Below are 22,116 nucleotides of genomic sequence, written 5' to 3' on the forward strand. Positions count from 1 at the left end.
GGCAAAACACGAGCTCCATGTTTGCTTTGTCCTTAGCTCCCCACCCCCGAGACCGGAGGGCATGTCTGCCAGTTTCATCACCCTACATTGTCAACAAACCTTTTCGACACGTTTTGTCTTTGTTTGATATTTCAAAGGTAGCGCGGATCTAGTTCTGTTGCAAATAATTTAACAAAAATGATAAAAAAATACATAAAAAATAAAAAAGTGATTTATATATTATTGAAAAGATAAACTAGACGGTTAAATTCCATCCTTTTTGAAAATCTGTTAATTCTGTCTTGGCAACCGGTATTTTTTATAACTTGTCGGTTGAAATGCCCACTTGTATACACCTACCGCCTCCCCAATTCCCACTCATGGGGGTCAATCTGGACTCGACCAACGCGTTTGTCATTGACCTGAGTAACGACAACCCGGGCCTTTCTGACGTGGATTATGTAGACTGTGACGATTTCGGACGCTACATACAAACATTGATGGATAAGGAAGCCCGGTACTTCGCTTTGGGGGGCTATTTGGAAAACCGTGTGATTTACACCCGTAGTGAGGTATTTGCTGCCCGGCCAAATGAATACCGAAATATCCATTTGGGTGTGGATATCTGGGCGAAGGCGGGACGTCCGGTTTATTGTCCTCTAGAAGGTACGGTGCATAGTTTTCAGGATAATCAAGGCTTCGGAAACTATGGCCCCACCTTGATTTTGGAACACCAATTGTGGGGTGAAAAGCTGTATAGCCTATATGGGCATTTGTCCAGGGCCGATTTGGCCTCCGTGGATTTGGGGCAAGTCCTTCGCGCTGGGGATTGTTTGGGGCATCTCGGTGCTCCTGTAGAAAATGGTAACTGGCCACCGCACCTACACTTTCAGTTGATTAAGAATTTGGAAGAAAATTGGGGAGATTATCCAGGGGTATGCAGAGAGGAGGATCTACTTCACTTTCAAGCAAACTGCCCCAACCCAAACCTGTGGATCAATACGCCGCTTCTTTCCGGTTAGTACCTTGGAAGCGTTTAAAACCGTAACGCAATGAAAAAACAAGCTATTCAGTCCATTATTTCCTTTCGCCACGAGCTGCACAAGCACCCGGAACTGTCGCATCAGGAAACAGCTACCTCAGACCGGGTGAAAGATTTTTTTGCATCCTGTTCACCCGATCAGGTTATTGAAGGGTTGGGTGGCAATGGATTGGCGGTAGTTTTTAACGGTAAACAGGAGGGGCCTACCACACTTTTGAGGGCAGAGTTGGACGCATTGCCCATCCCTGAAACCGGTAAGAAGCCATACAATAGCATCCACCCAGGTATCTCTCATACCTGCGGACACGATGGGCATATGGCCATTTTGGCTGGAGTAGGGTCTAAATTGGCGACAGCAAAACCTGAAAAGGGGAAGGTGGTATTACTTTTTCAGCCCGCAGAGGAAACGGGTGAAGGAGCCGAGTTGATCTTGAAATCTCCGGCATTTAAAGGTATACAGCCGGATATGGCGTTTGCCCTACACAATCTACCAGGATATGAAATGCAGGAGATCGTCCTAAAGAAGGGTGCTTTTACCGCAGCATCTAAGGGCATGACGGTGCAATTGACCGGAGAAACCAGCCATGCAGCCCATCCGGAGGACGGAAACCCGCCGACAGAGGCTTTGGCCAAATTGATGGTGGCCCTCGAGAAACTGTCCGAAGGAGTAGAGGGTTTTTCACTCATTACCGTGGTCCATGTGGGTTTGGGAGAGCGTTCGTTTGGCACAACACCCGGTGCTGCCACCTTGATGGCCACTCTCCGCACCTTTGATAATAGTGTCATGGATCGCCTGACGGCGTATGCTGAGCAATTGGTACATACGATCGCCAAATCCTATAAATTAGAAGTTGCCATTTCGTATTCGGAAGCATTTGAGGCGGTGGAGAATGACGCAAAAGCCTGGGAGCACGTCAACGAATCGGCTAAAAAACTTACGCTTAAGACCAAGCACATTCGGCTGCCCTTTCGGTGGTCAGAGGATTTTGGACGGTTTTCAGCTCACTGTCCCACCTTTCTTTTCGGTATTGGAGCGGGGACCAAGCACCCCCAGCTTCACGAGAGCTCCTACGATTTTCCGGATGAGATCATGCCCACAGCAATCGAGTTATTCTGGGAGGTTATTCAACGTATCCATTCTTAAACCAACACATGCTTCATACATCGTATATTGAAATAAGTAAGTCTGCTTACCGGCAAAACATTAATTTCATTCGCAGTCAGCTAGGGCATCAGGTATTGATTTCTTCTGTGGTGAAGGGAAATGCATATGGGCATGGAATTGAGAATATCGTTGCACTGGCAGAAAGTAACGGTATCCGGCACTTCAGCACCTTCAGCGCAGACGAGGCCAAGCGGGTATTTGAGGCCTCCAAAAAGAGCAGCCAAATTATGATCATGGGGATGGTGTCTGACGAGGTCTTGCCTTGGGTCATTGAGAAGGGAATTGGCTTTTATGTCTTTGAATTTGAACGGTTGAGGGAGGCCATACGGCTAGCAAGGAAGCAGGGGAAAAAGGCCCGCATACACGTGGAGGTAGAAACCGGTTTCCATCGAACGGGATTTGAGTGGCAGGAGCGCGAGCCTTTACTCAAGCTATTGCGTGAAAACGAAGAATTTTTAGACTTGCGGGGCTTTTGCACTCACTATGCGGGTGCCGAGAGTGTGGCCAATTACGTGCGGGTGAAGACTCAGATCAAAAAATTCACGGAGTACAAGGAGTGGTTTCTCTCCCAAGAGATTCGGTTTAAGACCTACCATACCGCCTGTTCCGCTGCGTCGCTCAGTTATCCGGAAACCATCATGGATATGGTACGCATCGGGATCGCTCAGTACGGCTTTTGGCCCAGCCAGGAGACCTATATGTTTAAGTTTAAGCACCTGGCAGATAACATGAAGAACCCGCTCAAACGACTGATTAGTTGGAAAAGTCAAATCATGAGTGTCAAGAAAGTGAAGATGGGGGATTTCATCGGCTATGGAAACAGCTACATGGCTTCCAGGGATATGGTCATTGCGCTGGTACCTGTAGGGTATTGCCATGGCTTTAGCCGAAACCTGAGCAATTTGGGTAAGGTGCTCATTCATGGAAAAATTTTACCCGTAGTAGGGACGGTGACCATGAATGCGATATCCGTAGACATCACCGATCTAGACAAGCCAAAAAAGGGGGATGAGGTAGTGATCATTGGGCGGCAAAAGCGAAATGAAATCACCGTGGCCTCCTTTGGGGAGTCTACACAACAGGTGAATTATGAGTTACTGACCCGTCTTCCGCAGGATATTCCTCGGCGTTTCAAGGCATAGAGAGGGCTTTTCATAATTTTTTTTCAAAAATGGTAGTTTAGAACGGTATTTGTTTGATTAATAATGTATTAATAGGATGAGGTGCTTCGCGCTGAGGCGGCATTCCTTTTTTTAACCAAACTATCTATACCATGAAAAGCTTTCTTTTGATACTATCTATCAGCACGTTGAGTGTCTTATTGGTCATGTCCTGCGGGTCCGAACCCATTGAACTTTCGGACTATGACTGGAGGGTGACCCAATTGGCAGGGACCAGTGCTTCCAAAGCCAAATTGGAAAACCTGACATTGGAGTTTAAGGAGGATCAGGCAATCGGTGGATTTGCCGGTTGCGGCGAGTTCCGCGGAGGAGCTACGTACAATCAGCAGCAAATAAAGTTTTCCACCTTGTATACCGATCAAACGTCTTGCGAGGATGCAGCGCTTGAACGCGTTTACCTGAAAAACCTCGAGAATAGTTCGCAATATGTTTACAATGCGAACAAGCTGATCATTCAGGACGAATCGGGCAATATCTTGGTAGAAATGGAGAAAATATAGTAAGACCCAATCGGTGGGGCAAAAAGTAGGCAAAGCCGCGTGCAGTGGATGAAGGAATCCTTTGTACGCGGCTTTGTTTTCTTAAACCAACTGTTTGAAAATGTTTCGGAAGCTGCAAGCCTCACTCAGCCTGCTATGAAGTTCAGCGATAGGTAGGCGTTCTTGTTCTGTAGTGTCTCTGTGGCGAATAGTGACCGTATTGTCTTCCAGTGTTTGGTGGTCTACCGCGATACAAAAAGGGGTACCGATGAGGTCCTGTCTGGTGTAGCGCTTGCCTATGGATGCGGCGTCTTCGTAAATGAGGTTGAAATCGTATTTCAATGCTTCCACAATTTCCCGGGCCTTTTCGGGCAGTCCATCCTTCTTGGTGAGGGGCAGAATGGCCGCTTTAACAGGTGCCAAGGCTGGGTGAAACTTCAAATAGGTGCGCTGTTTTCCGTCTACCTCTTCATCCACGTATGCATTGCAGAGGGTCATCAAAAACAGTCTGTCTGCTCCAATCGACGTTTCAATGACATAGGGAATGTAGTTTTGGTTGATCTCCGGATCGAAGTATTGTTGTTTCTTCTTGGAGTATTCTTGGTGACTTTTTAGGTCAAAATCCGTTCGTGAATGGATCCCCTCGACCTCTTTATAGCCAAAGGGGAATTCGTATTCGATGTCCAACGCGGCATTGGCATAGTGCGCAAGTTTCTCGTGATCGTGTCGGCGTAGCTTTTCTGCGGGTATACCCAACGCTTCATGCCACTTTATCCGGGTGTCTGCCCAGGTCTTGTACCATTCGAGTTCAGAACCGGGGCGCACAAAATACTGCATTTCCATCTGTTCAAACTCCCGCATGCGGAAGATAAACTGGCGGGCCACGATTTCATTCCGAAAAGCTTTTCCAATCTGGGCGATGCCAAAGGGGACCTTCATCCGTGCCGTTTTCTGCACGTTGAGGAAGTTCACAAAGATTCCTTGGGCGGTTTCAGGCCGTAGGTAGATCGTGCTCGATTCATCGGCTACCGAACCCACCTGAGTGGAAAACATAAGATTGAACTGGCGGATTTCCGTCCAGTTAGTTGTACCGCTGACGGGGCAGCTGATTTCCTCGTTGATAAGTAAATCCCGGAGTGCCGCGAAGTCTTCGGCTTCCATGAGTCTGCCCATGGCGGACAGGAGTGACTTGGCACGGTCTATATCTCCGGCGTTTTCGTATTGGGCAGCCTTTTCTTCGATCAATACGTCTGCACGGTACCGTTTTTTGCTGTCCTTGTTGTCTACCATGGGATCATTGAAACTGTCCACGTGACCGGAAGCTTTCCAGGTTGTAGGGTGCATAAAGATGGCTGCATCTATGCCCACGATATTTTCGTGCAGTCGGGTCATGGATTCCCACCAGACTTTTTTGAGGTTGTTTTTTAGCTCTACACCGTATGGGCCGTAATCGTATACGGCCTGCAAACCATCATAGATCTCAGATGAAGGGTAGACAAACCCATACTCCTTCGCATGGGCGATAATATCTTTCAACAGGTTGTTTTCTTGCGACTGATCTTTTTTTGCCATAGGCGCAAAATTAGTCAAAAAGTGACATTGTACAAGGTTTTAGTTTTTTATACAAACCGCAGGTTTCCTCTGCCAAGCTACGTGGTTCGCCCTCTTGCAGGGGAGGGTTGGGTGGCAGGGTGGACTTGATCCTGATGTACCAGGACGGTGGAGGTTGGGTAGGCAATGCGGATATTATCTTCTGGCGCCAGCCGCTCCAGAATAGACTCTGTAATCGCGTGGGCAAGCATCCGCCTCTTTTTTGGATTGCAAAGGTACCGCATGGAGAGCTGTATTCCCCGTTCCGTGATGTTGGTAAATATCATGGGGGTAAACTGCTTGTAAACGATCAAATGCTCGTGCTTGGCCCGTTTGAATTCTTTTTCTGCCAGCATCAGCTCGTCTTTCAGGTGTTCGTTCAGGATCTCTAGTAGGATCGTTTTTGCTTTTTTGAAGTCGCTCCGCAGGGTAATGTAGATCGCTTGCTCGTTCCATATGTAATTGAATCCTATGGAGTAGTTTGCCTGCGGGTCGGTAAATACTTTTCCGTTAGGGATATGCATCACCCGGCCGGTACTTTGATCCGCATCCACCCAGTTGCCGATTTCCAACAGGCTGAATTGAAAGAGCCGCAAATCGATCACGTCGCCTCTGATACCCCCGATCTCGATGCGATCCCCTACATCAAAAGGCTTGCGGAGGTATATGAAGGCCCATCCCGCGATATTTACAAAGATATCTTTCAGTGCAATGGCTATGCCTGCTGACAACAAACCCAGAAAGGTGGTGATGGACTGGAAATTGCTTACCCAAAGGTTTCCGATGATGAGTAGCCCTATGATGGAGGTGGTGTATTCCACTACCTTCCTCCAGTGGTACTGCTTCCGCATTTCATCAGAATCTCCCCGGTAAATGAACTTTACCGAAAGCTTATTAATAAGGAGGATGACAATGATTACCAATACCGTCTGTATGAGACGGTTCAGAATCTCTTTGTCAATACTCAGAAGGTTCTCAAACATAGTCGGTTAAAATTAATCATTAATCCAGTCTCCTGCTAACATCTTTCAGGTCTTTAGTGGTTTCGGCCTGCGGTTTCCCACCCAAACACCCGCAATTACCGCGGCGATGCCGACAAAATGCCAAGGCAGTAATGACTCACCATCCCATACGCCCCACCCTATAGCCACTACAGGAATCAGGTAGGTGACGGTACTGGCAAAGACAGGTGACACCAATTTTACCATGGTGTTAAAAATGAGTAGCGCGATGGCCGTGCCCACAATCCCTAAAGTCGCAATGTACAGTGCCGGCAGCCAGGCCCCTGGCACGTGAACCAATTTAAAGGAGAACTGCGTATAGGCAAACAAATAGATTGACGCCAGGGGCAAAACCATCATCAGCGAAATAGCCGTGATCGCCAGTGGCTTAAGCTCGGCTAGCTTAAATTTGATAATGTTCACATTAAACCCGTAGCAAACAGTAGCAGCGAGTACGAAAAAGGCGTAAAAGTTGATACCGGAAAGGATATCCCAGCCACTTTCAGTTTGGTACAGGACCAAGATGCCCACGCCCAAAAAAGCGATGAACAAGCCTAGGGCATTGCGTCGGGAAATAAAGGACCCGAATAGCCAAGCGCCAATCAAAACGACCATAAGAGGCGTGAGCGCATTAAGTACGCCGGTGAGCGAACTCGGCAATTGCGTTTGGGCTTTTGCAAAGAGGAATGATGGTATAAAGCTTCCTACCATTCCAATAATGGACAGGTATGTTACCTGCCTACGGTTCAGCGTTTTGAGTAATGGCATGGCCAGTGGAAGCATCACCAGTCCCGCTGCAACGATCCGGAATGCACCCACCTCGCCCGGGGAAAAAACAAGTAGAGATTTTTTGATCAGGATAAAGGAACTCCCCCAAATCAGCGACAATAGAATCAAAAGTAGCCAACTTTTAAGCTGCGTTTTATTCGTATCGGCTGGCATCATAGAAATGGTAGTGGTTAGTCTTCTTGTTTCCTTGATCTTTCTTTTGGAAAACAATTTGGTTGGTAGTAACTGCCTAAGCTAAGGGACCATTCCCCTTAGGCCCCAGCAACGGACCTTAGAATTCGTACTTGGCGTAGGCTTCTCCGACGGCATCCAGCAGGCCCAACACGTGGTGATAGTCCTCGGATGTGACGAGCTCGGTACGGAAGGGCTTAAAGTTAGGCATGCCGCGAAAGTAATTTGTGTAGTGGCGTCGCATTTCCAACAAACCTAATTTTTCGCCTTTCCACTCTACACTAAAGTCCAAGTGTTTCTTGGTGATTCGGATACGTTCATCCAAGTCTGGTGGAGGTAGTATCTCGCCGGTGGCGAAGTAGTGTTTGATTTCGTTGAAGATCCATGGGTATCCGATGCTGGCCCTGCCGATCATGATGCCATCCACTCCGTATTTTTCGCGGTATTCCAGGGCCTTTTGCGGAGAATCCACATCGCCATTTCCAAATACCGGAATGGTAATCCGTGGGTTGTTTTTAACTTCGGCGAGGTACTCCCACCGTGCCGTACCTTTGTACATTTGTTTGCGTGTACGGGCGTGTATGCTGATGGCTTTTATGCCTACATCTTGCAGACGCTCCACCACTTCCTGAATGCGGATGGTGTTGTCGTCCCACCCTAAGCGCGTCTTTACCGTTACCGGAATATCCACTGCTTTCACGATCTCTGCGGTCATGGAGACCATCTTATCAATGTCCAGCAGGATGCCTGCACCAGCACCTTTGCACGCTACCTTGTTTACGGGGCATCCATAGTTAATGTCCAAAATGTCTGGATTGGCTGCGGCGGCAATAGCGGCGGCTTCCCGCATGGAAGCGATTTCATTGCCGAATATTTGTATGCCGATAGGGCGTTCGTAGTCGAAGATGTCAAGTTTTTGCACGCTTTTGGCGGCGTCACGGATTAGCCCTTCCGAACTGATAAATTCCGTATACATTAAATCAGCCCCATTTTCCTTGCAGACTGCGCGGAAGGGTGGGTCACTCACGTCTTCCATGGGGGCCAATAAGAGAGGGAATTCCCCCAATTCTATGTTGCCGATTTTTACCACTTTCCAATTTTTTTGGCAAAGTTCGGGCATTTTGGCTTGAAATCAAGGTTTTACCGCAAACTAATTCACAACACGTTGATTTAAATGTAGCGTAATTGCCTTGTTTCCTTGCGGTGACGCCTATTTGATGTAAATTTACCCCGATTATGGAGATCTATGAAACCCAACCAGGAAGACCTGTAAACCATCCTTGGCTGCTTTCCTTTGTGCTACTGTTTCTGGTGGTATTCGGTGCATTGCTGCTTACCCAAGGATTGGCAATCGCGTTGATACCTCTTTTGTTCAATTTGCCGTTTGAAGAAATCGTTGCAGTGGCTGTCGGAAATTCAACCCATGAAAACGCTCGCATGTCTTTATTATTCATTCAAGCGGTAGGAGGAGGAGGTGGATTTCTGCTAGGTGGTTGGATATTTCTGAAATTTATAGATAAAAAATCCCTAAACTTTCCCGTCCAGTGGGCGAGGGTACGACCCGAAGGACTGGGGTTGCTTGTCGTATTGGTGGTTGGATTTATTTTGTTCAACTCGCTTTTTGTGTATCTAAATGCACACGTGCAATTTCCAGCGTTTCTGTCGGAACTCGAAAGCGTCCTCCGTGCCAAGGAAGACGAACTGATGAAATTGACGCTTTTTATTACAGATTTCGAAAATGTACAGGAGCTTTTGATGGGTATTTTTGTCATTGGCATCATGGCGGGAATAGGCGAAGAATACTTGTTTAGGGGTATCTTGCAAGCAAAAATGCACGGGTATACCGGAAATGTTCATCTGGGCATTTGGATCACTGCAGCCATCTTTTCGGCCATTCACATGCAGTTTTACGGATTTTTGCCACGGATGATGCTGGGAGCCTTGTTTGGCTACTTGTATGTGTTTTCCGGCAGTCTGATCTATCCCATCCTAGCCCATATACTTAACAATACTTTCACGGTTTTTATGGTCTACGCTGCAAAACTCGATATGGTAGACTTTGACTTGGAAGAACCTACCGAGCTTTATTGGCATTATGTGTTGATAGGTTTGGTGGTTTTTGCTGTCAGTGCCCGGTATTTTATGCAATTGCATCCCAAAAAGGTTACCGATGGCGAAATGGCATAAGGTATATGTGACCGATTCGCCGGTCAGGGCTGAAATTGTCAAGGGCGTATTGGCCGAAAAAGGTATTACCGCTGTCATCCTCAACAAAAAAGAGTCTGTGTATCAGCTACACGGCAATTACGAAGTCATGGCCTCTGACGATCAGGTCTTGCAAGCAATAAACATCATAACCCATGAGATCACGTTTTAATATCAGCAATTATAGCAACTTGGCGCAACGGGTTATCACCGCAATAGTAGGGGCAGGCTTGATAATTGGTAGCTTAGTGTACAGTGAATGGGCCTATTTTGCTGTTTTTGGCGTTATTCTCGGATTTACTCAGATGGAGTTTTACAAGCTTTCCGGATTGGACGGTATGCTGCCGTTAAAAAGCTTCGGGACATTTATAGGGCTGATGATCTTCACGCTGACCTTTTTGGAGGAAATGAAGGTGATTCCTATCAGGTATTATTTTCTGGTGTTTCCGCTGATTTCCATGATATTTTTCATCAAGCTCTATCGGAAATCAGACAAAAAACCATTCACCGGTATAGCCTATACCATACTGGGGATCTTTTATGTGGCAATTCCCTTCTCTTTGCTTACCATAGCGGCTTTTTCCGTAGATAAGACGTTTCACTATGAGATCGTAATTGGTTCCTTGTTCATATTGTGGGCGAGTGACTCGGGGGCCTATTTTGCGGGAACCAAGTTTGGGAAGACCAAGCTATTCGAGCGGGTATCGCCCAAGAAATCCTGGGAGGGGAGTCTGGGAGGAGCAGCTACAGCTTTGACGGTTACCTATTTCCTTTCCCAATACTTCACGGTATTACAGGCTTGGCAGTGGTTCTGCATAGCAGCCATCATCATCATTGCCGGCACATACGGAGATTTGATTGAGTCACTTTTTAAACGAAGTATAGATATCAAGGACTCTGGACGGGGGCTTCCGGGGCATGGAGGTTTTATGGATCGGTTTGACGGACTGTTGCTGTCCACTCCCTTTATCGTTGCATTTTTGAAAATTTTCTAACAAGCTATAAAAAAACCCATATTTTTGTAGCCAAACCAACGATCTCTACGATTTTGACATGACCATACACAAAGAAGGCAAATCCCTGCTGTTTTGGATGTTGATCATCCTGGCAGGCCTCAACTTTGGCTTGCACCAGCTTTTGGAAGGCCAGGAAACGCTGTTGAACGTGGTGCTTTTGATTAGCATTGTGGTTTACCTCCTGGTCCTACAGTTTTTCAGAAACCCTGCCATCCCAATTCCTCAGGATCCTGAGTTTGTATACGCGCCAGCGGATGGCAAGGTGGTGGTCATCGAACAAACACTGGAGGAGGAATACCTGAAGGACAGGCGAATTCAGGTGTCCATCTTTATGTCTCCGATTAACGTGCATGTAAACCGCTCGCCCATCACCGGAATCGTTAGGTTTTTTCAGTACCACCCTGGAAAGTATCTGGTCGCCTGGCATCCCAAGTCCAGCACTGAAAACGAACGTACATCCTTGGTGATTGAGCATCCGAGCGGGGTTCAGTTGATGGTAAGACAGATTGCCGGTGCACTGGCCCGCCGGATAAAATGGTACGTAAAAGAAGGGGATCCACTCGCTCAAGGCTATGAGTTTGGATTCATAAAATTTGGGTCTAGGGTGGATGTGTTTTTGCCTTTGGACGCCGAGGTGCTTGTGACTCCGAATCAGACTACCCGAGGAGGTATTACTCCTATAGCCAGGCTAAAGGGCACCTAGTTTCATGGCATATTCAGTACAACCCTTATCAAGGGGGCAAGGATAAAAAAAACCGGGAGTTGTACTTCCTGTTTTTTAATTGCCATTGGTTTCCAGGTTAACCCAGCCCCATATCAATGGCCTTTTTGATAAGCTCCGAGGTGTTGGAGACCTTCAGTTTTGAATGGATGTGTTTACGGTGGGTTTCGATGGTGTGAATACTTAGGTTTAGTTTTTCAGCAACTTCCCGGTTGCTCATTCCTTTGGCGAAGTATTTTAAGATCTCAATTTCCCGGCGAGAGAGTTTAAATTTCAGCTTATAGGCATCTAACTCTTCATAGGGGCTTTCTTCTGCTTGGTAAAGCACCCGTTGAAAATCTGCAATGTGGCGGTTTTCCATTACTTCACGGATGGTATATACCAATTCGTCGGGATCCGCATTCTTAAGCACATAGGCATCCACGCCCTGCTTGATACACTGCTTGAATATTTCTTCATCGTCGTACATGGATAGCACGATAATTTTCAGCTTGGATTTTTGTTTTTTCAATTGCTGGATGAGGCCTATTCCATCCATGCCGGGCATGTTCATGTCTGTGATCAACAGGTCTGCATACTGCCGCTCCAGTTCGGAAAGAACCTGCTTCCCAGAGTTGTGTACGGCGACTATTTCAAAATCAGGTTCTCTTTTGAGGATATTAGCAATACCGACGGCAAACATTTTGTGGTCGTCCGCCATCACGATTCTAGTAGGCATATAGGTTTTAGCTTTCAATGTTTGCTGGGGAATACGATTCGAAATTACAAAGCAACGGACATACTAATACGAGTGCCCATGCCGGGGGATGACTGCATTGATAAATCACCTTCAATGGCCTCCATTCGTGATTGAAGGTTTCTCAAGCCAAGCCCGTTTGAAAATGTCTGTATATCGAAGCCTTTTCCATCATCGGCGACTACAAGGAGTAGTTTGCGGTCCTGTTCTGAGATGGTGATTTCGATGGTACTGGGCTCTGCGTGTTTGATTGCGTTGTTCAGGCACTCCTGAACCAGCCGGATCAGAATTAATTTCTTATTTGCATCGGAGATGGTGATTCGGTTTTCTGACTGGTTTAGTTTGGTTTTACAAAAACCGCTTCGTTCGATTTTTTCCAATTCCTCCCCTAGAAAATCTGCGAAGTTTACATCTTTGATATAGTCCCTGTTAATCGATTTGGAAAGGCTTCGAACTTCTTTAATGATCGCATTGATGAGTTGTTTTCCTTCGGATACTGCGGCGGGATCAGGATTGCTGAGTACCAGTTTGGCAAGGGAGAGCATTTGACCGATGTTATCGTGCAGTTCTTGGCTTACGTAGTGCAGCGTTTCTTCCCGGATTTCCTTTTCGGCATTCAAGAGCGTGTTTTGGTACTCGGCCTTGAGCAGCTCCATTTTATGCCGGCCTCTAAGTTGACGTTGGCGGTGGATCAATACCATGGATACCACAAATCCGGCCATCAAAAACAATCCCACAATGCCGGCAACGAGCATTATGAATAGTTCAAATGAAATATCATCAGTGGCCATGGAGAGTTTTGCCGATCGGGTGAATGGTACACAACTTCCCTGCAAGATAAGACCGTGAGACTAAATTCCAGTGCCAATCACACGAAAAAATAAGTTTTGGCCCAGATGTTATATAAATGGTTGGGCGAACACCTCAGGTAGTTTCAACATGGCTCTTTGGGCCTAATGCTTTTGAAATCCAGGGTGAGAAGCCCAATGTCAAATACAATAAGCCTGCCAAAAATTGATTTAAAACGGATAACAAATCCCCTAAAAACCGATGCTGTTCGAAGATTAGAAACTGAATCTTTGTGACTGACAAGGAAAAGAGAAATGCACCTGAGTAAAAAGCCATTAACACAGCGATGTTCCAAAAATGGGATACAGTGTAAAGTGGTTGATCAATAAAACGGTTATACCGGATGATTTCCCAAAAATAGAGGCAGCAAAAAAGGCATATGCCTATAGCAGCTACAAAAAAAGAATAGGATTGGTAGGAAGTCAAAAAAGATTGCCACATGAAGTGGTTGAGTACAATAAATAGCAATAAAATAACAGGGAAAACAAGCGTGTATCTTTTTAGCACCCTAGAGGCACTGATCTGCCTGAAGTAAATAAACAATATAAGTGTTTCAATGGTGACATACGAAATATTGTAGAAGGTCAGGGTTGACTTCGTCTGACTGGCAAGATAGTAGGCGTAAAATTCAAAGGATACCACAAACAACAGCAGCCCGATTATAGTCCAATCTGAAGGGTTCTGTTCATGAACATATCGTATCTTGTACGCTATAGCAGCTAAGAGCCCCGTCAGGAGAGATAGGTTGTAGGGCTTGAGCAGAATATCAATCATGATAATTTAACCACAATGGGGGGGGCAGAACCAGCCGCCGTTAACTATTTGAGTTTCCTCTTCCGGATCTTTATTTTCATTAGAAGCGGCCAATATCACCGTCAGCCGTCCGTCCATTTCTTTTCTGAGTTCGGTGTCTTCGATTTCTGGAAGGGTATCCTGATCGTATTGCCCAAAGTAAATCTTGATACCGCCTTTTTTACTGTCGGTATCTGCCAGCAATTTTTCGATGGTTTCCCGGTCAAACCAAACCGACCGGGTTTGCTTTATCGCTTTGTCGCCGTGAATGTCCCGTTCCGCAGTTTCTATAAACCCCTCGTAATTCGCTCTTAATCGCTTGAACTTCTTAAATTCCATTGCCTTTGATTTTATCTAGCTGTCCTGTTTTTCAAAAATAGGCAAAGTATTCGGGTTTTTATTATGGATTGATCATTATTCCAAGGCTAGCTGAGCGCAATTATTTAATGTATCAAGCCTTAACTACCGCTGACCAACTCGGATTTCTGCTCGGCATCCCGCTTGCCTTCTTCGTCAAAGAAGCGTTTCTGGAAAATTAGGATGATAGCCACTCCTACAAAGATTGAGGCATCCGCAATGTTGAAAATTGGCCATAGTGCCGTGTAGCTGCCGCCTAACAAAGGGACCCAATCAGGGATAAATCCTTCCCAGATGTCTATGTAAAACATATCGATTACCTGACCGTGAAACCAGGGACTGGGTGCATCATAGGGTGCATTTCCAAACCATACGCCGTAAAAAACGCTGTCGATTAGGTTACCGATCGCTCCACCTAAAATCATGGCGATGCAGACAATGTACCCTGTGTGCGCTTTCTTTTGAATCAAAAGGTACAGGTAATAGCCGATACCGAACATGGCGATCAGTCGGAAACTGGTGAGGATGAGTTTGCCATAGTCAGAACCCAGTTGCATACCAAAGGCCATTCCGGGATTGGTCGTGTAGTGCAGCTTAAACCAGTCTCCCAAGACCTTGATTTGACCAGCTGTACCAAAATCCATTTGGTAGTGAACCAGCATCTTAACCGCCTGGTCAACGACGATAACGGCGAGCGTGATGGCAAAATATTTTAAATATCGCATCTATATATAGTTGAATCGCATTGGTTAGACTTTCTCTACCAAAACGGTTAGTTCGAATTCATCCATTTCCAATACCATACCATCAGGCAGTTTATCGATAAAAACCAGCTCTAGCGCCTGAGTTTCCGTTTGAATATACGGAGAAAATACCCGAATGGCCGTGTCTACGTCTTCATTTAATTCCTGCACTCGGATTCGGATTTTATCTTGAACCTCCAGGCCAAGGTCTTTGCGGAGGTTCTGCACCCTATTTACCAAATCCCTGGCCACTCCTTCCTGTCTGAGAACCTCAGTCACAGTCACGTCCAGGGCTACCGTGATTCCTCGTTCCGTAGCAACGGACCACCCTGGAATGTCCTGGGAACTGATCAATACTTCTTCTAGCAGAATTTGGATGTCTTCCCCGTCCAACTGAACGGGATAGTAGCCCTTTTGCTCGATGGCTGCAATTTCCTCTTTGCCCCAACCCTGAATAGTCTGTGTCACTTGCTTTAACTTGGGTCCGTATTTCTTGCCTAGCAACGCAAAATTGGGTTTTATGCTTTTTACCAAGATTCCGGATGTGTCGTCAATATAAGAAACCTCTTTCACGTTTACCTCCGACCGGATAAGTTCTTCCACATGTTGGATCTGCGTTTTCCGCTGCTCGCTCAGCACCGGTATCAGAATCTTCTGAAGAGGCTGTCTCACTTTAAGGCGCTCCTTTTTCCGGAGCGAATGCACCAAAGAGGAAATGTCCTGCGCCAATTCCATGCTGGTTTCCAAGTCCAAGTTGATCCATGCAGGTGTCGCGGAAGGCCAATCTGTCAAGTGTACCGATAGCGCCAGGTTTTGGTGCATCGCGCGATCCCCTGCTGTCAGGTTTTGATATAGCCAGTCTGCATAAAAAGGTGCAATGGGTGACATCACCTGGGAGATGGTCAAAAGACATTCGTATAAGGTTTCGTAGGCAGCCTTTTTGTCGGGGTTCATGTCCCCTCTCCAAAAACGCTTGCGGGCCAACCGTACATACCAGTTCGAAAGTTGGTCCACCGTGTAATTCATGATAGCCCTTGAAGCAGGAGTAGCGTCGTAGTCGTCTAGGGCTCTTTCTACATCGATCAGCAGGGATTGAAGTTTGGAAATAATCCACCTGTCCAGCTCGGGGCGCTCCTCGATGGGGGTTGCGCTTTCCGGATCATACGCAAAGCTGTCCAAGTTGGCATACAATGCGAAGAAATTGTACGTATTTTGCAATGTGCCAAAGAAGCGGCGTTGCACCTCTACCACGCCATCGGTATTGAATTTGAGGTTGTCCCAAGGGTTGGCGTTGCTAAGCATATACCACCGCAGGGCATCGGGACCGTATTCCTTTAGTGTCTTAAAGGGATCCACTGCGTTTCCAAGGCGCTTGGACATTTTGTTGCCGTTTTTGTCCAAGACCAACCCATTCGCGATTACATTTTTGAAGGAAACGCTGTCAAACAGCATCACTGCCAGCGTATGTAGAGTGAAAAACCAACCCCTGGTTTGATCTACTCCTTCTGCAATAAAATCAGCCGGGTAATTGGCGTCAAAAATATCTTTGTTTTCAAAAGGGTAATGCCACTGGGCGTAGGGCATGGCGCCAGAATCAAACCATACATCGATGAGATCCGGTTCCCGGTACATTTTTTTTCCACTGGGCGACACCAAGATCACCTCATCCACATAGGGGCGGTGCAGGTCTATTTCCCTGCCTTCATAAGGTGATTTTTCTAGAAATCCCTTGGAGATGGCTTCCTGTATACCTTCCTCCAATTCGGCAATAGATCCGATACATCTTGACTCGGCCCCATCCTCAGTGCGCCAAATAGGCAGCGGAGTGCCCCAAAACCTCGAGCGGCTGAGGTTCCAGTCTACCAAGTTTTCGAGCCAGTTGCCAAAACGGCCCGTACCAGTTGCCTCCGGTTTCCAGTTGATGGTTTTGTTATGGGCTACTAATTTGTCTTTGTAGGCAGTGGTCTTAATAAACCAGCTTTCCAGGGGATAGTACAAGATGGGCATGTCTGTCCGCCAACAGTGGGGATAGCTGTGTTCGTATTTTTCTACCTTAAAGGCTTTGTTTTCGTTTTTGAGAATGATAGAGATGATCACGTCCGTGCTTTTGTAGTCGGGGTGAGTTTCATCGTCCTGCGGGTAGTTTTTGACGTAAAAGGTGTCCGGCTTCATCTCTTTGTGGGCTGTGATGCCGTGTTCCGTCATTTTTTCTCTGAGGTAGGTACCCACTACCGGAAGAAACTTGCCTTGTTTGTCTACTACGGGAATTTCATTGCCAAGCTCGTCCTTTACAAAGATGCCGGGCACACCCTGTTGCACGAGGGTGCGAAAATCGTCCGCGCCGAATGCTTTGGCCAGGTGAACGATACCCGTGCCGTCTTCCGTGGTCACGTAGTCGCCCGCCACCACAGTGAATGCCGGATGGGGCAATGAAAGCTCGGCAATCGGGAACAAAGGTTCGTACTTCAACCCCAATAGGTCTTTGCCTCGGAGGGTTTCAGTGATCTGAAATGGAATCAGCTTGTCCCCGGATTGGTAGTCGCTTAGATTTAGGTCTTTGGCCTTGGGGTTGAAATAGGCGTTCATCCGATCTTTCGCCAATATGACTGTTTGGGCGTCGAATGTATATGGATTGAAAGTTTTTACTTTAACGTACTCCAAGTTTTCACCTACCGCAAGGGCAGAGTTGGAAGGTAAGGTCCAAGGGGTGGTGGTCCATGCCAAGATATAGGTATTCTCTTCGTCAGCGAGCTTAAACTGAGCCGTTATTGAGGTATCTTTTACATCGCGGTAGCATCCGGGTTGATTCAGTTCATGTGAGCTTAGCCCTGTTCCAGCAGCCGGGGAGTAGGGCTGTATGGTGTACCCTTTATATAGTAGGTCCTTTTCAAACAATTGCTTCAGTAGGTGCCAGAGTGTCTCAATATAGGGCGCTTCAAAGGTGATATAGGGATCATCCAGATCCACCCAGTAGCCGATTTTTTCGGTTAGTTCATCCCATTCGTGTTTGAAGCGCATGACCGTTTCGCGACATTTCTGATTGTACGCTTCCACAGAGATCGTTTTGCCGATGTCTTCCTTGGTAATTCCAAGTTCCTTTTCCACCTGCAATTCTACTGGTAACCCATGGGTATCCCACCCACCTTTTCGTTTTACTTGGTATCCTTTGAGGGTTTTATATCGGCAGAATACATCTTTGATGGTTCGTGCCATGACGTGGTGGATTCCGGGAGTACCGTTTGCCGATGGAGGGCCTTCGTAAAAGGTGAAGGTTTCTGCGCCCTGTCTGTTTTCCACAGACTTTTCAAAGACGTGGTTTTCCTTCCAAAATGCCAATATGTTTTCTCCAATTTCAGGGTATTGCACCTGTTTGAACTCCTTATATTTTTTCACCGTGTTGTGGTCTTTTTTGCCTGTAAGGTTGTGGTTGCTTTACAGAAGAGTCCTGTTTTTGGAAGCTCTGTAATATTAACTCCTTCAAAAGGAGGCGTAAAGTTAATAGAAAACTAGTTGATGTGAATGCCAAAGGTGTAAAAACTGCGCTTGGGACCCCGCGGAAGAGAACCCTCTATAGGCAATTGGTAGGGCGAAATTCGATTTTGTTCTTCAAAGGTTTGAGAATAAAATCAAGTCATTTTTTGGCACTTGTGGTGTGTTTTAGTTGGAGGCCTGAGAGCCGATAATGGGTAGGAGTACTCCAAGATCGCTACTGTTACTTTTTTGTTAATTTATTTCGTGATTTGTTTTATTATAAATGAATAATTTATATACTGCAACACAAATAAAACTTTATAACTCAAACAGCCTACAGGCTATCATAAGCTTCTTTTTGTATTTTCGCATCGGTAACGTTACAAAAAGCGGTTTTTGTCATTAATCCAAAGATTTGGTTTTAGGTTTCGTCCTACCATACCCTTGATAGTGTATAACCTCCTAAATAGTATTTGCCTATGAAATAACCCTAAGAAAGTGTGGATAGAAAGTCTATTTGCACAAATCAATCATTTTAACATATCCCAAAATGAAACTAAAATTACCAAAGCAAATCACAAAGGGTTCCCACTCTTTGTGGATGGCGGGCATTTTGTGTACGTTTTCCGGAACACTCTATGCAGCCGAAAATTTACGGGGGGAAAGCGCAGTCATCCATCCCCCACTTTCATCGATGCATGCATCAGGTGACCTGTTCGCCAATTTTCCTCTTACTTACGCCGTATTTGACATTACCGTCACAGGACGTGTCACCGATCAAAATGGGGAACCAATCCCCGGCGCCACGGTAGCAGTTCCCGGCACCTCAATTGGTACCGCCACCGACTTAGATGGCAGGTATTCGATTACGGTTCCGGAAGGCTCTTCGCTGGTTTTTTCCTTTATAGGATTTGAGAGTACGACCATAGAGGTGGGGAATCAGTCTGCCATTGACGTATCACTTTCCGAAAGTGCACAAGCGCTGGATGAGGTAATCGTGATCGGGTACGGAACACAGCAGAAAAAAGATCTGACGGGAGCGATCGTAAACGTGAAGGCGGAAGAAGTGATGAAGTACAAGCCTACCAGCGTTTCGGAGATTCTACGAACCACCGTGCCGGGGTTGTCTGTTGGCTATGCCACCAATGCGCGAAACGTACCGGAATTTGAAGTACGGGGTGATGCCTCCATGAAAGCCGACGCCAATGCCGAACGCGCTGCAAACCGTCCCCTCATTGTAGTGGATGGAGTAATTTTCCGGGGTGATTTGGCGGAAATCAATCCCAACACGATCGAAAGCGTCGATGTGTTGAAGGATGCTAGTGCTGCGGCGGTTTTTGGATCCCAAGCGACAAATGGCGTGGTAATCTTCACCACCAAAAAGGGTTCTTTTGGCAAGCCGCAGATAAACTTCAGCAATCGCGTTGGCCTGATTACCGGTGCGCGCAGGCAGCTTACCTACAAAGGTGGCGACGAAGTGCTCAACTGGCTTACCGATATGAACGAGTCTATTACGAATACCATCACGGAGCCTTGGACCCGGTTTCGGGATTTTTACAGCATCGACCCGCAGTACCGGGATCAATGGTTGGCGGCTAACGGTATACCCGGTGAAACCAATCCGGATGTGATCAACGTGGCTCGGGTAAACAATTTCAACTTTTGGGACAATGAACTCGAAAACTACCGGAATGGCGTTGTCCATGACTGGCAAGACTACCTCTTCCACACGGGTGTCCGACAGGATTACGACGTCAGCGTATCCGGCCGAACAGAACGGGTTTCTTACTATTATTCCCTTGGATATAGTGATAGGGAGTCGGTGATTATCGACGACAAATTTAAAGCGATAACCTCGCGATTAAACTTGGATGTGAACCTTGCGGAGTTCTTTAGTATAGGTGCCAATGCAAACTTTATGTACCAAGACGAAGGACCTATGCCCATACCTAACGGTGGCTACCGTTCTTTTTCTCCCTATGACCAACCTTGGCGAAATAATATGCCTCGCACGCGGGAAAATTTAAATGACCAGCCTGCGGGTTCTAACCTAACCAATCCTTACCAAGCGCCAAGCTGGAATACCCGAAGCCACACCCGCTTCATGATCAACCCAACGCTTTATGCCAATATAACCCTTCCCTATGGCTTTAGCTTGAGGACAGATTATACGCCCAGGTTTGACGTTAGGAAGCGGTTTGATCTGAACGAGCGAGGAAACCCACAGCGGGCCGTTGACCAAGCCGAGCGCCGGTATAATGACACCTTCTCTTGGCAGTCCAATACCATACTGAACTGGGATGGTGAATTTGGCAGCCACCGGTTAAACTTTACCGGTCTGTACAATACCGAGCGTAATCAAAGCTGGGAAACAAGGGCATTTAACAATACCTTTTCGCCTACAGCGGGACTGGGTTACCACGCCATGCAGTTGGGGTTAAATCCTACCATGAGCACCTATGACGAGGCAAACTCTCGTACTGGCCTCATGGGGCGGGTCAATTACGCATTTGACGACCGGTTTAATATTTCCGCATCGATTCGTAGGGATGGTTTTTCCCGATTCGGAATCGACAATATCTACGGAAATTTCCCATCAGTCTCCGCAGCTTGGACGCTCACTAATGAGGGTTTTATGCCAAAAGGGAAGTCATTGAGCTACCTTAAGTTAAGGGCAAGTTATGGAGTAAACGGAAACAGTAGCGGGCTGGAAGATTACAATGCCTACGCCAGACTTGCCAATGGGGTATATTTAAATTACGACGGGGGCTATATAGCTACACCTTATACCGAAATCACCCGTATAGCGAACCCAAATCTATCTTGGGAACGTACTGGGGCCTTCAACGTGGGCATAGACTATGGATTCTTCAGCGACCGCTTGACCGGCTCATTGGACGTCTATCAGTCAGAGACCCGCGACTTGCTGTTGGATCAAAAGCTGCCCGATCTGACAGGGTTCGAGTCGGTTAAAACCAACATAGGCAACCTGCAAAATAGGGGTTTTGATCTAGGGATTCGATCCATAAACGTATCCACCAAAGACTTCTACTGGACCAGTAACTTTAACGTAACCTATCGCATCAACAAGATCCTGACGCTGGGCAATGCGCCTATTCCAATGTCTGACGGCGAGGGAAATATGGTGATGAGAGAGCCGGACGACCTCCAAAACGGTTGGTTTATCGGCCGGAATAAGGACATTATCTGGGATTGGGATTTGAATGGTGTGTACCAGATTGGTGAGGAAGCCGAGGCTGCCCGCTATGGGTTGTTTCCGGGTGATTTCCGCGTGGTGGACCAAAATAACGACGGGGTGATCGACATTGACGACAGAGTGTTTCTTGGTCTCACCAATAATCCTTGGTACATGACCTTCCGAAATGACTTTGAATACAAGGGCTTCGATTTTGGATTGGTGTTCTTGGCAAAACTTGGCTATTACGGAGGCACACATGAGCCTTTCAACAACAACCAGGAATACATCAAAAACCACAACTGGTACAAGATACCTTATTGGACACCGCTGAATGGAGAAAACGACTTTGCTCGAATTAATTCCATTAACCTGACGGGAGGCCAAAAGTGGATCAACCGCTCCTATCTGCGATTGCAGAATGTTTCCGTAGGTTACAGCGTACCTGATTACCTAGCGCAGAAAATCAAGTCATCGCGGGTACGCTTGGCCCTAAACATCGAAAATGCAGCCATATTTACCGGCTGGATCAGGGAACTTGGTGATCCGGAATCTGCCAGGGAAATGCCCAGAACCTATTCGTTTAGTTTGGACGTCACTTTCTAATTGCAAAATGGCGATTTAGAAACTTAA

19 protein-coding genes are annotated in these 22,116 nt (G+C 46.7%); 9 read left to right on the plus strand and 10 right to left on the minus strand.

Going from position 1 to position 22,116, the window contains the following annotated elements; translation table 11 throughout:
• The first annotated feature begins 317 nt into the window (after nucleotides 1-317).
• The 4 genes from JJU34_RS20120 to JJU34_RS20135 all read left to right on the plus strand — a co-directional run bounded on the left by JJU34_RS20120 (nucleotide 318) and on the right by JJU34_RS20135 (nucleotide 3,867).
• Nucleotides 318-1,001: a peptidoglycan DD-metalloendopeptidase family protein gene (locus tag JJU34_RS20120; RefSeq protein WP_228694226.1), complete on the plus strand. Its 684-nt coding sequence runs from the start codon at nucleotides 318-320 to the stop codon at nucleotides 999-1,001.
• 30 nt (nucleotides 1,002-1,031) lie between these two features.
• Nucleotides 1,032-2,165, plus strand: coding sequence for an amidohydrolase (locus tag JJU34_RS20125; RefSeq protein ID WP_228694227.1), 1,134 nt, complete (start codon nucleotides 1,032-1,034; stop codon nucleotides 2,163-2,165).
• Nucleotides 2,166-2,173: 8 nt separating this feature from the next.
• Nucleotides 2,174-3,328 (plus strand): alanine racemase, encoded by a 1,155-nt coding sequence (alr, locus tag JJU34_RS20130; protein WP_228694228.1) that lies wholly within the window; start codon nucleotides 2,174-2,176, stop codon nucleotides 3,326-3,328.
• Nucleotides 3,329-3,459: 131 nt separating this feature from the next.
• The gene (locus JJU34_RS20135; RefSeq protein WP_228694229.1) at nucleotides 3,460-3,867 is read left to right on the plus strand and encodes an META domain-containing protein; all 408 of its coding nucleotides are present in this window, start codon (nucleotides 3,460-3,462) and stop codon (nucleotides 3,865-3,867) included.
• Between the two features lie 81 nt (nucleotides 3,868-3,948).
• Here the strand turns inward: JJU34_RS20135 and JJU34_RS20140 are convergent, their stop codons facing one another.
• From JJU34_RS20140 to dusB, 4 genes are all read right to left on the minus strand, one after another.
• Nucleotides 3,949-5,418 (minus strand): glycine--tRNA ligase, encoded by a 1,470-nt coding sequence (locus JJU34_RS20140; protein WP_228694230.1) that lies wholly within the window; start codon nucleotides 5,416-5,418, stop codon nucleotides 3,949-3,951.
• A gap of 77 nt (nucleotides 5,419-5,495) precedes the next feature.
• The gene (locus tag JJU34_RS20145; RefSeq protein ID WP_228694231.1) at nucleotides 5,496-6,419 is read right to left on the minus strand and encodes a mechanosensitive ion channel domain-containing protein; all 924 of its coding nucleotides are present in this window, start codon (nucleotides 6,417-6,419) and stop codon (nucleotides 5,496-5,498) included.
• Between the two features lie 45 nt (nucleotides 6,420-6,464).
• Nucleotides 6,465-7,379, minus strand: a complete 915-nt coding sequence (locus JJU34_RS20150) for a DMT family transporter (protein ID WP_228694504.1) — start codon at nucleotides 7,377-7,379, stop codon at nucleotides 6,465-6,467.
• A 118-nt stretch (nucleotides 7,380-7,497) separates the two neighbouring features.
• Nucleotides 7,498-8,487, minus strand: a complete 990-nt coding sequence (gene dusB, locus JJU34_RS20155) for a tRNA dihydrouridine synthase DusB (protein ID WP_228694232.1) — start codon at nucleotides 8,485-8,487, stop codon at nucleotides 7,498-7,500.
• Nucleotides 8,488-8,633: 146 nt separating this feature from the next.
• On the opposite strand from dusB, the gene JJU34_RS20160 reads away from it, so the two are divergent.
• From JJU34_RS20160 to JJU34_RS20175, 4 genes are read left to right on the plus strand one after another with little or no spacing between them, the layout of a single operon-like run.
• Complete coding sequence (locus JJU34_RS20160) at nucleotides 8,634-9,584, plus strand: CPBP family intramembrane glutamic endopeptidase (RefSeq protein ID WP_228694233.1); 951 nt, start codon at nucleotides 8,634-8,636, stop codon at nucleotides 9,582-9,584.
• Complete coding sequence (locus JJU34_RS20165; protein WP_228694234.1) at nucleotides 9,568-9,774, plus strand: DUF2007 domain-containing protein; 207 nt, start codon at nucleotides 9,568-9,570, stop codon at nucleotides 9,772-9,774. The genes JJU34_RS20160 and JJU34_RS20165 overlap by 17 nt, the downstream gene beginning before the upstream one ends.
• Nucleotides 9,758-10,597, plus strand: a complete 840-nt coding sequence (locus JJU34_RS20170; protein WP_228694235.1) for a phosphatidate cytidylyltransferase — start codon at nucleotides 9,758-9,760, stop codon at nucleotides 10,595-10,597. Before JJU34_RS20165 ends, JJU34_RS20170 begins: the two co-directional genes overlap by 17 nt.
• Before the next feature lie 58 nt (nucleotides 10,598-10,655).
• A complete protein-coding gene (locus JJU34_RS20175) occupies nucleotides 10,656-11,321 on the plus strand; it encodes a phosphatidylserine decarboxylase family protein (RefSeq protein ID WP_228694236.1) in 666 nt (221 codons plus the stop codon).
• Between the two features lie 97 nt (nucleotides 11,322-11,418).
• Here the strand turns inward: JJU34_RS20175 and JJU34_RS20180 are convergent, their stop codons facing one another.
• The 6 genes from JJU34_RS20180 to ileS all read right to left on the minus strand — a co-directional run bounded on the left by JJU34_RS20180 (nucleotide 11,419) and on the right by ileS (nucleotide 18,209).
• Nucleotides 11,419-12,057 carry a response regulator transcription factor gene (locus tag JJU34_RS20180; RefSeq protein ID WP_228694237.1) on the minus strand — a complete coding sequence of 213 codons (639 nt, stop codon included), beginning with the start codon at nucleotides 12,055-12,057 and terminating at the stop codon, nucleotides 11,419-11,421.
• A 44-nt stretch (nucleotides 12,058-12,101) separates the two neighbouring features.
• Entirely contained in the window at nucleotides 12,102-12,866 is a 765-nt protein-coding gene (locus tag JJU34_RS20185; protein WP_228694238.1) for an ATP-binding protein, read from the minus strand.
• A 133-nt stretch (nucleotides 12,867-12,999) separates the two neighbouring features.
• Entirely contained in the window at nucleotides 13,000-13,698 is a 699-nt protein-coding gene (locus tag JJU34_RS20190) for a hypothetical protein (protein ID WP_228694239.1), read from the minus strand.
• Nucleotides 13,699-13,704: 6 nt separating this feature from the next.
• Complete coding sequence (locus JJU34_RS20195) at nucleotides 13,705-14,055, minus strand: hypothetical protein (protein WP_228694240.1); 351 nt, start codon at nucleotides 14,053-14,055, stop codon at nucleotides 13,705-13,707.
• A gap of 119 nt (nucleotides 14,056-14,174) precedes the next feature.
• Nucleotides 14,175-14,798: a lipoprotein signal peptidase gene (locus JJU34_RS20200; RefSeq protein ID WP_228694241.1), complete on the minus strand. Its 624-nt coding sequence runs from the start codon at nucleotides 14,796-14,798 to the stop codon at nucleotides 14,175-14,177.
• A gap of 24 nt (nucleotides 14,799-14,822) precedes the next feature.
• Complete coding sequence (gene ileS / locus JJU34_RS20205) at nucleotides 14,823-18,209, minus strand: isoleucine--tRNA ligase (RefSeq protein WP_228694242.1); 3,387 nt, start codon at nucleotides 18,207-18,209, stop codon at nucleotides 14,823-14,825.
• 628 nt (nucleotides 18,210-18,837) lie between these two features.
• On the opposite strand from ileS, the gene JJU34_RS20210 reads away from it, so the two are divergent.
• Nucleotides 18,838-22,089, plus strand: coding sequence for a SusC/RagA family TonB-linked outer membrane protein (locus JJU34_RS20210; protein WP_228694243.1), 3,252 nt, complete (start codon nucleotides 18,838-18,840; stop codon nucleotides 22,087-22,089).
• Nucleotides 22,090-22,116: the final 27 nt, after the last annotated feature.

The organism is Lunatimonas sp., from assembly GCF_020832325.1.
In the GTDB taxonomy this organism is placed as follows: Bacteria; Bacteroidota; Bacteroidia; order Cytophagales; family Cyclobacteriaceae; genus Lunatimonas.

Excerpts from the sequence above, each read along its gene's own strand:
- JJU34_RS20120 (WP_228694226.1), top strand. The coding sequence starts at position 318 with ATGCCCACTTGTATACACCTACCGCCTCCCCAATTCCCACTCATGGGG.
- JJU34_RS20140 (WP_228694230.1), bottom strand. The coding sequence starts at position 5,418 with ATGGCAAAAAAAGATCAGTCGCAAGAAAACAACCTGTTGAAAGATATT.
- JJU34_RS20125 (WP_228694227.1), top strand. The coding sequence starts at position 1,032 with ATGAAAAAACAAGCTATTCAGTCCATTATTTCCTTTCGCCACGAGCTG.
- alr (WP_228694228.1), top strand. The coding sequence starts at position 2,174 with ATGCTTCATACATCGTATATTGAAATAAGTAAGTCTGCTTACCGGCAA.
- JJU34_RS20190 (WP_228694239.1), bottom strand. The coding sequence starts at position 13,698 with ATGATTGATATTCTGCTCAAGCCCTACAACCTATCTCTCCTGACGGGG.
- JJU34_RS20185 (WP_228694238.1), bottom strand. The coding sequence starts at position 12,866 with ATGGCCACTGATGATATTTCATTTGAACTATTCATAATGCTCGTTGCC.
- JJU34_RS20175 (WP_228694236.1), top strand. The coding sequence starts at position 10,656 with ATGACCATACACAAAGAAGGCAAATCCCTGCTGTTTTGGATGTTGATC.
- JJU34_RS20180 (WP_228694237.1), bottom strand. The coding sequence starts at position 12,057 with ATGCCTACTAGAATCGTGATGGCGGACGACCACAAAATGTTTGCCGTC.
- JJU34_RS20135 (WP_228694229.1), top strand. The coding sequence starts at position 3,460 with ATGAAAAGCTTTCTTTTGATACTATCTATCAGCACGTTGAGTGTCTTA.
- JJU34_RS20195 (WP_228694240.1), bottom strand. The coding sequence starts at position 14,055 with ATGGAATTTAAGAAGTTCAAGCGATTAAGAGCGAATTACGAGGGGTTT.
- JJU34_RS20150 (WP_228694504.1), bottom strand. The coding sequence starts at position 7,379 with ATGCCAGCCGATACGAATAAAACGCAGCTTAAAAGTTGGCTACTTTTG.
- JJU34_RS20170 (WP_228694235.1), top strand. The coding sequence starts at position 9,758 with ATGAGATCACGTTTTAATATCAGCAATTATAGCAACTTGGCGCAACGG.
- JJU34_RS20210 (WP_228694243.1), top strand. The coding sequence starts at position 18,838 with ATGAAACTAAAATTACCAAAGCAAATCACAAAGGGTTCCCACTCTTTG.
- JJU34_RS20145 (WP_228694231.1), bottom strand. The coding sequence starts at position 6,419 with ATGTTTGAGAACCTTCTGAGTATTGACAAAGAGATTCTGAACCGTCTC.
- JJU34_RS20160 (WP_228694233.1), top strand. The coding sequence starts at position 8,634 with ATGGAGATCTATGAAACCCAACCAGGAAGACCTGTAAACCATCCTTGG.
- JJU34_RS20200 (WP_228694241.1), bottom strand. The coding sequence starts at position 14,798 with ATGCGATATTTAAAATATTTTGCCATCACGCTCGCCGTTATCGTCGTT.
- JJU34_RS20165 (WP_228694234.1), top strand. The coding sequence starts at position 9,568 with ATGGCGAAATGGCATAAGGTATATGTGACCGATTCGCCGGTCAGGGCT.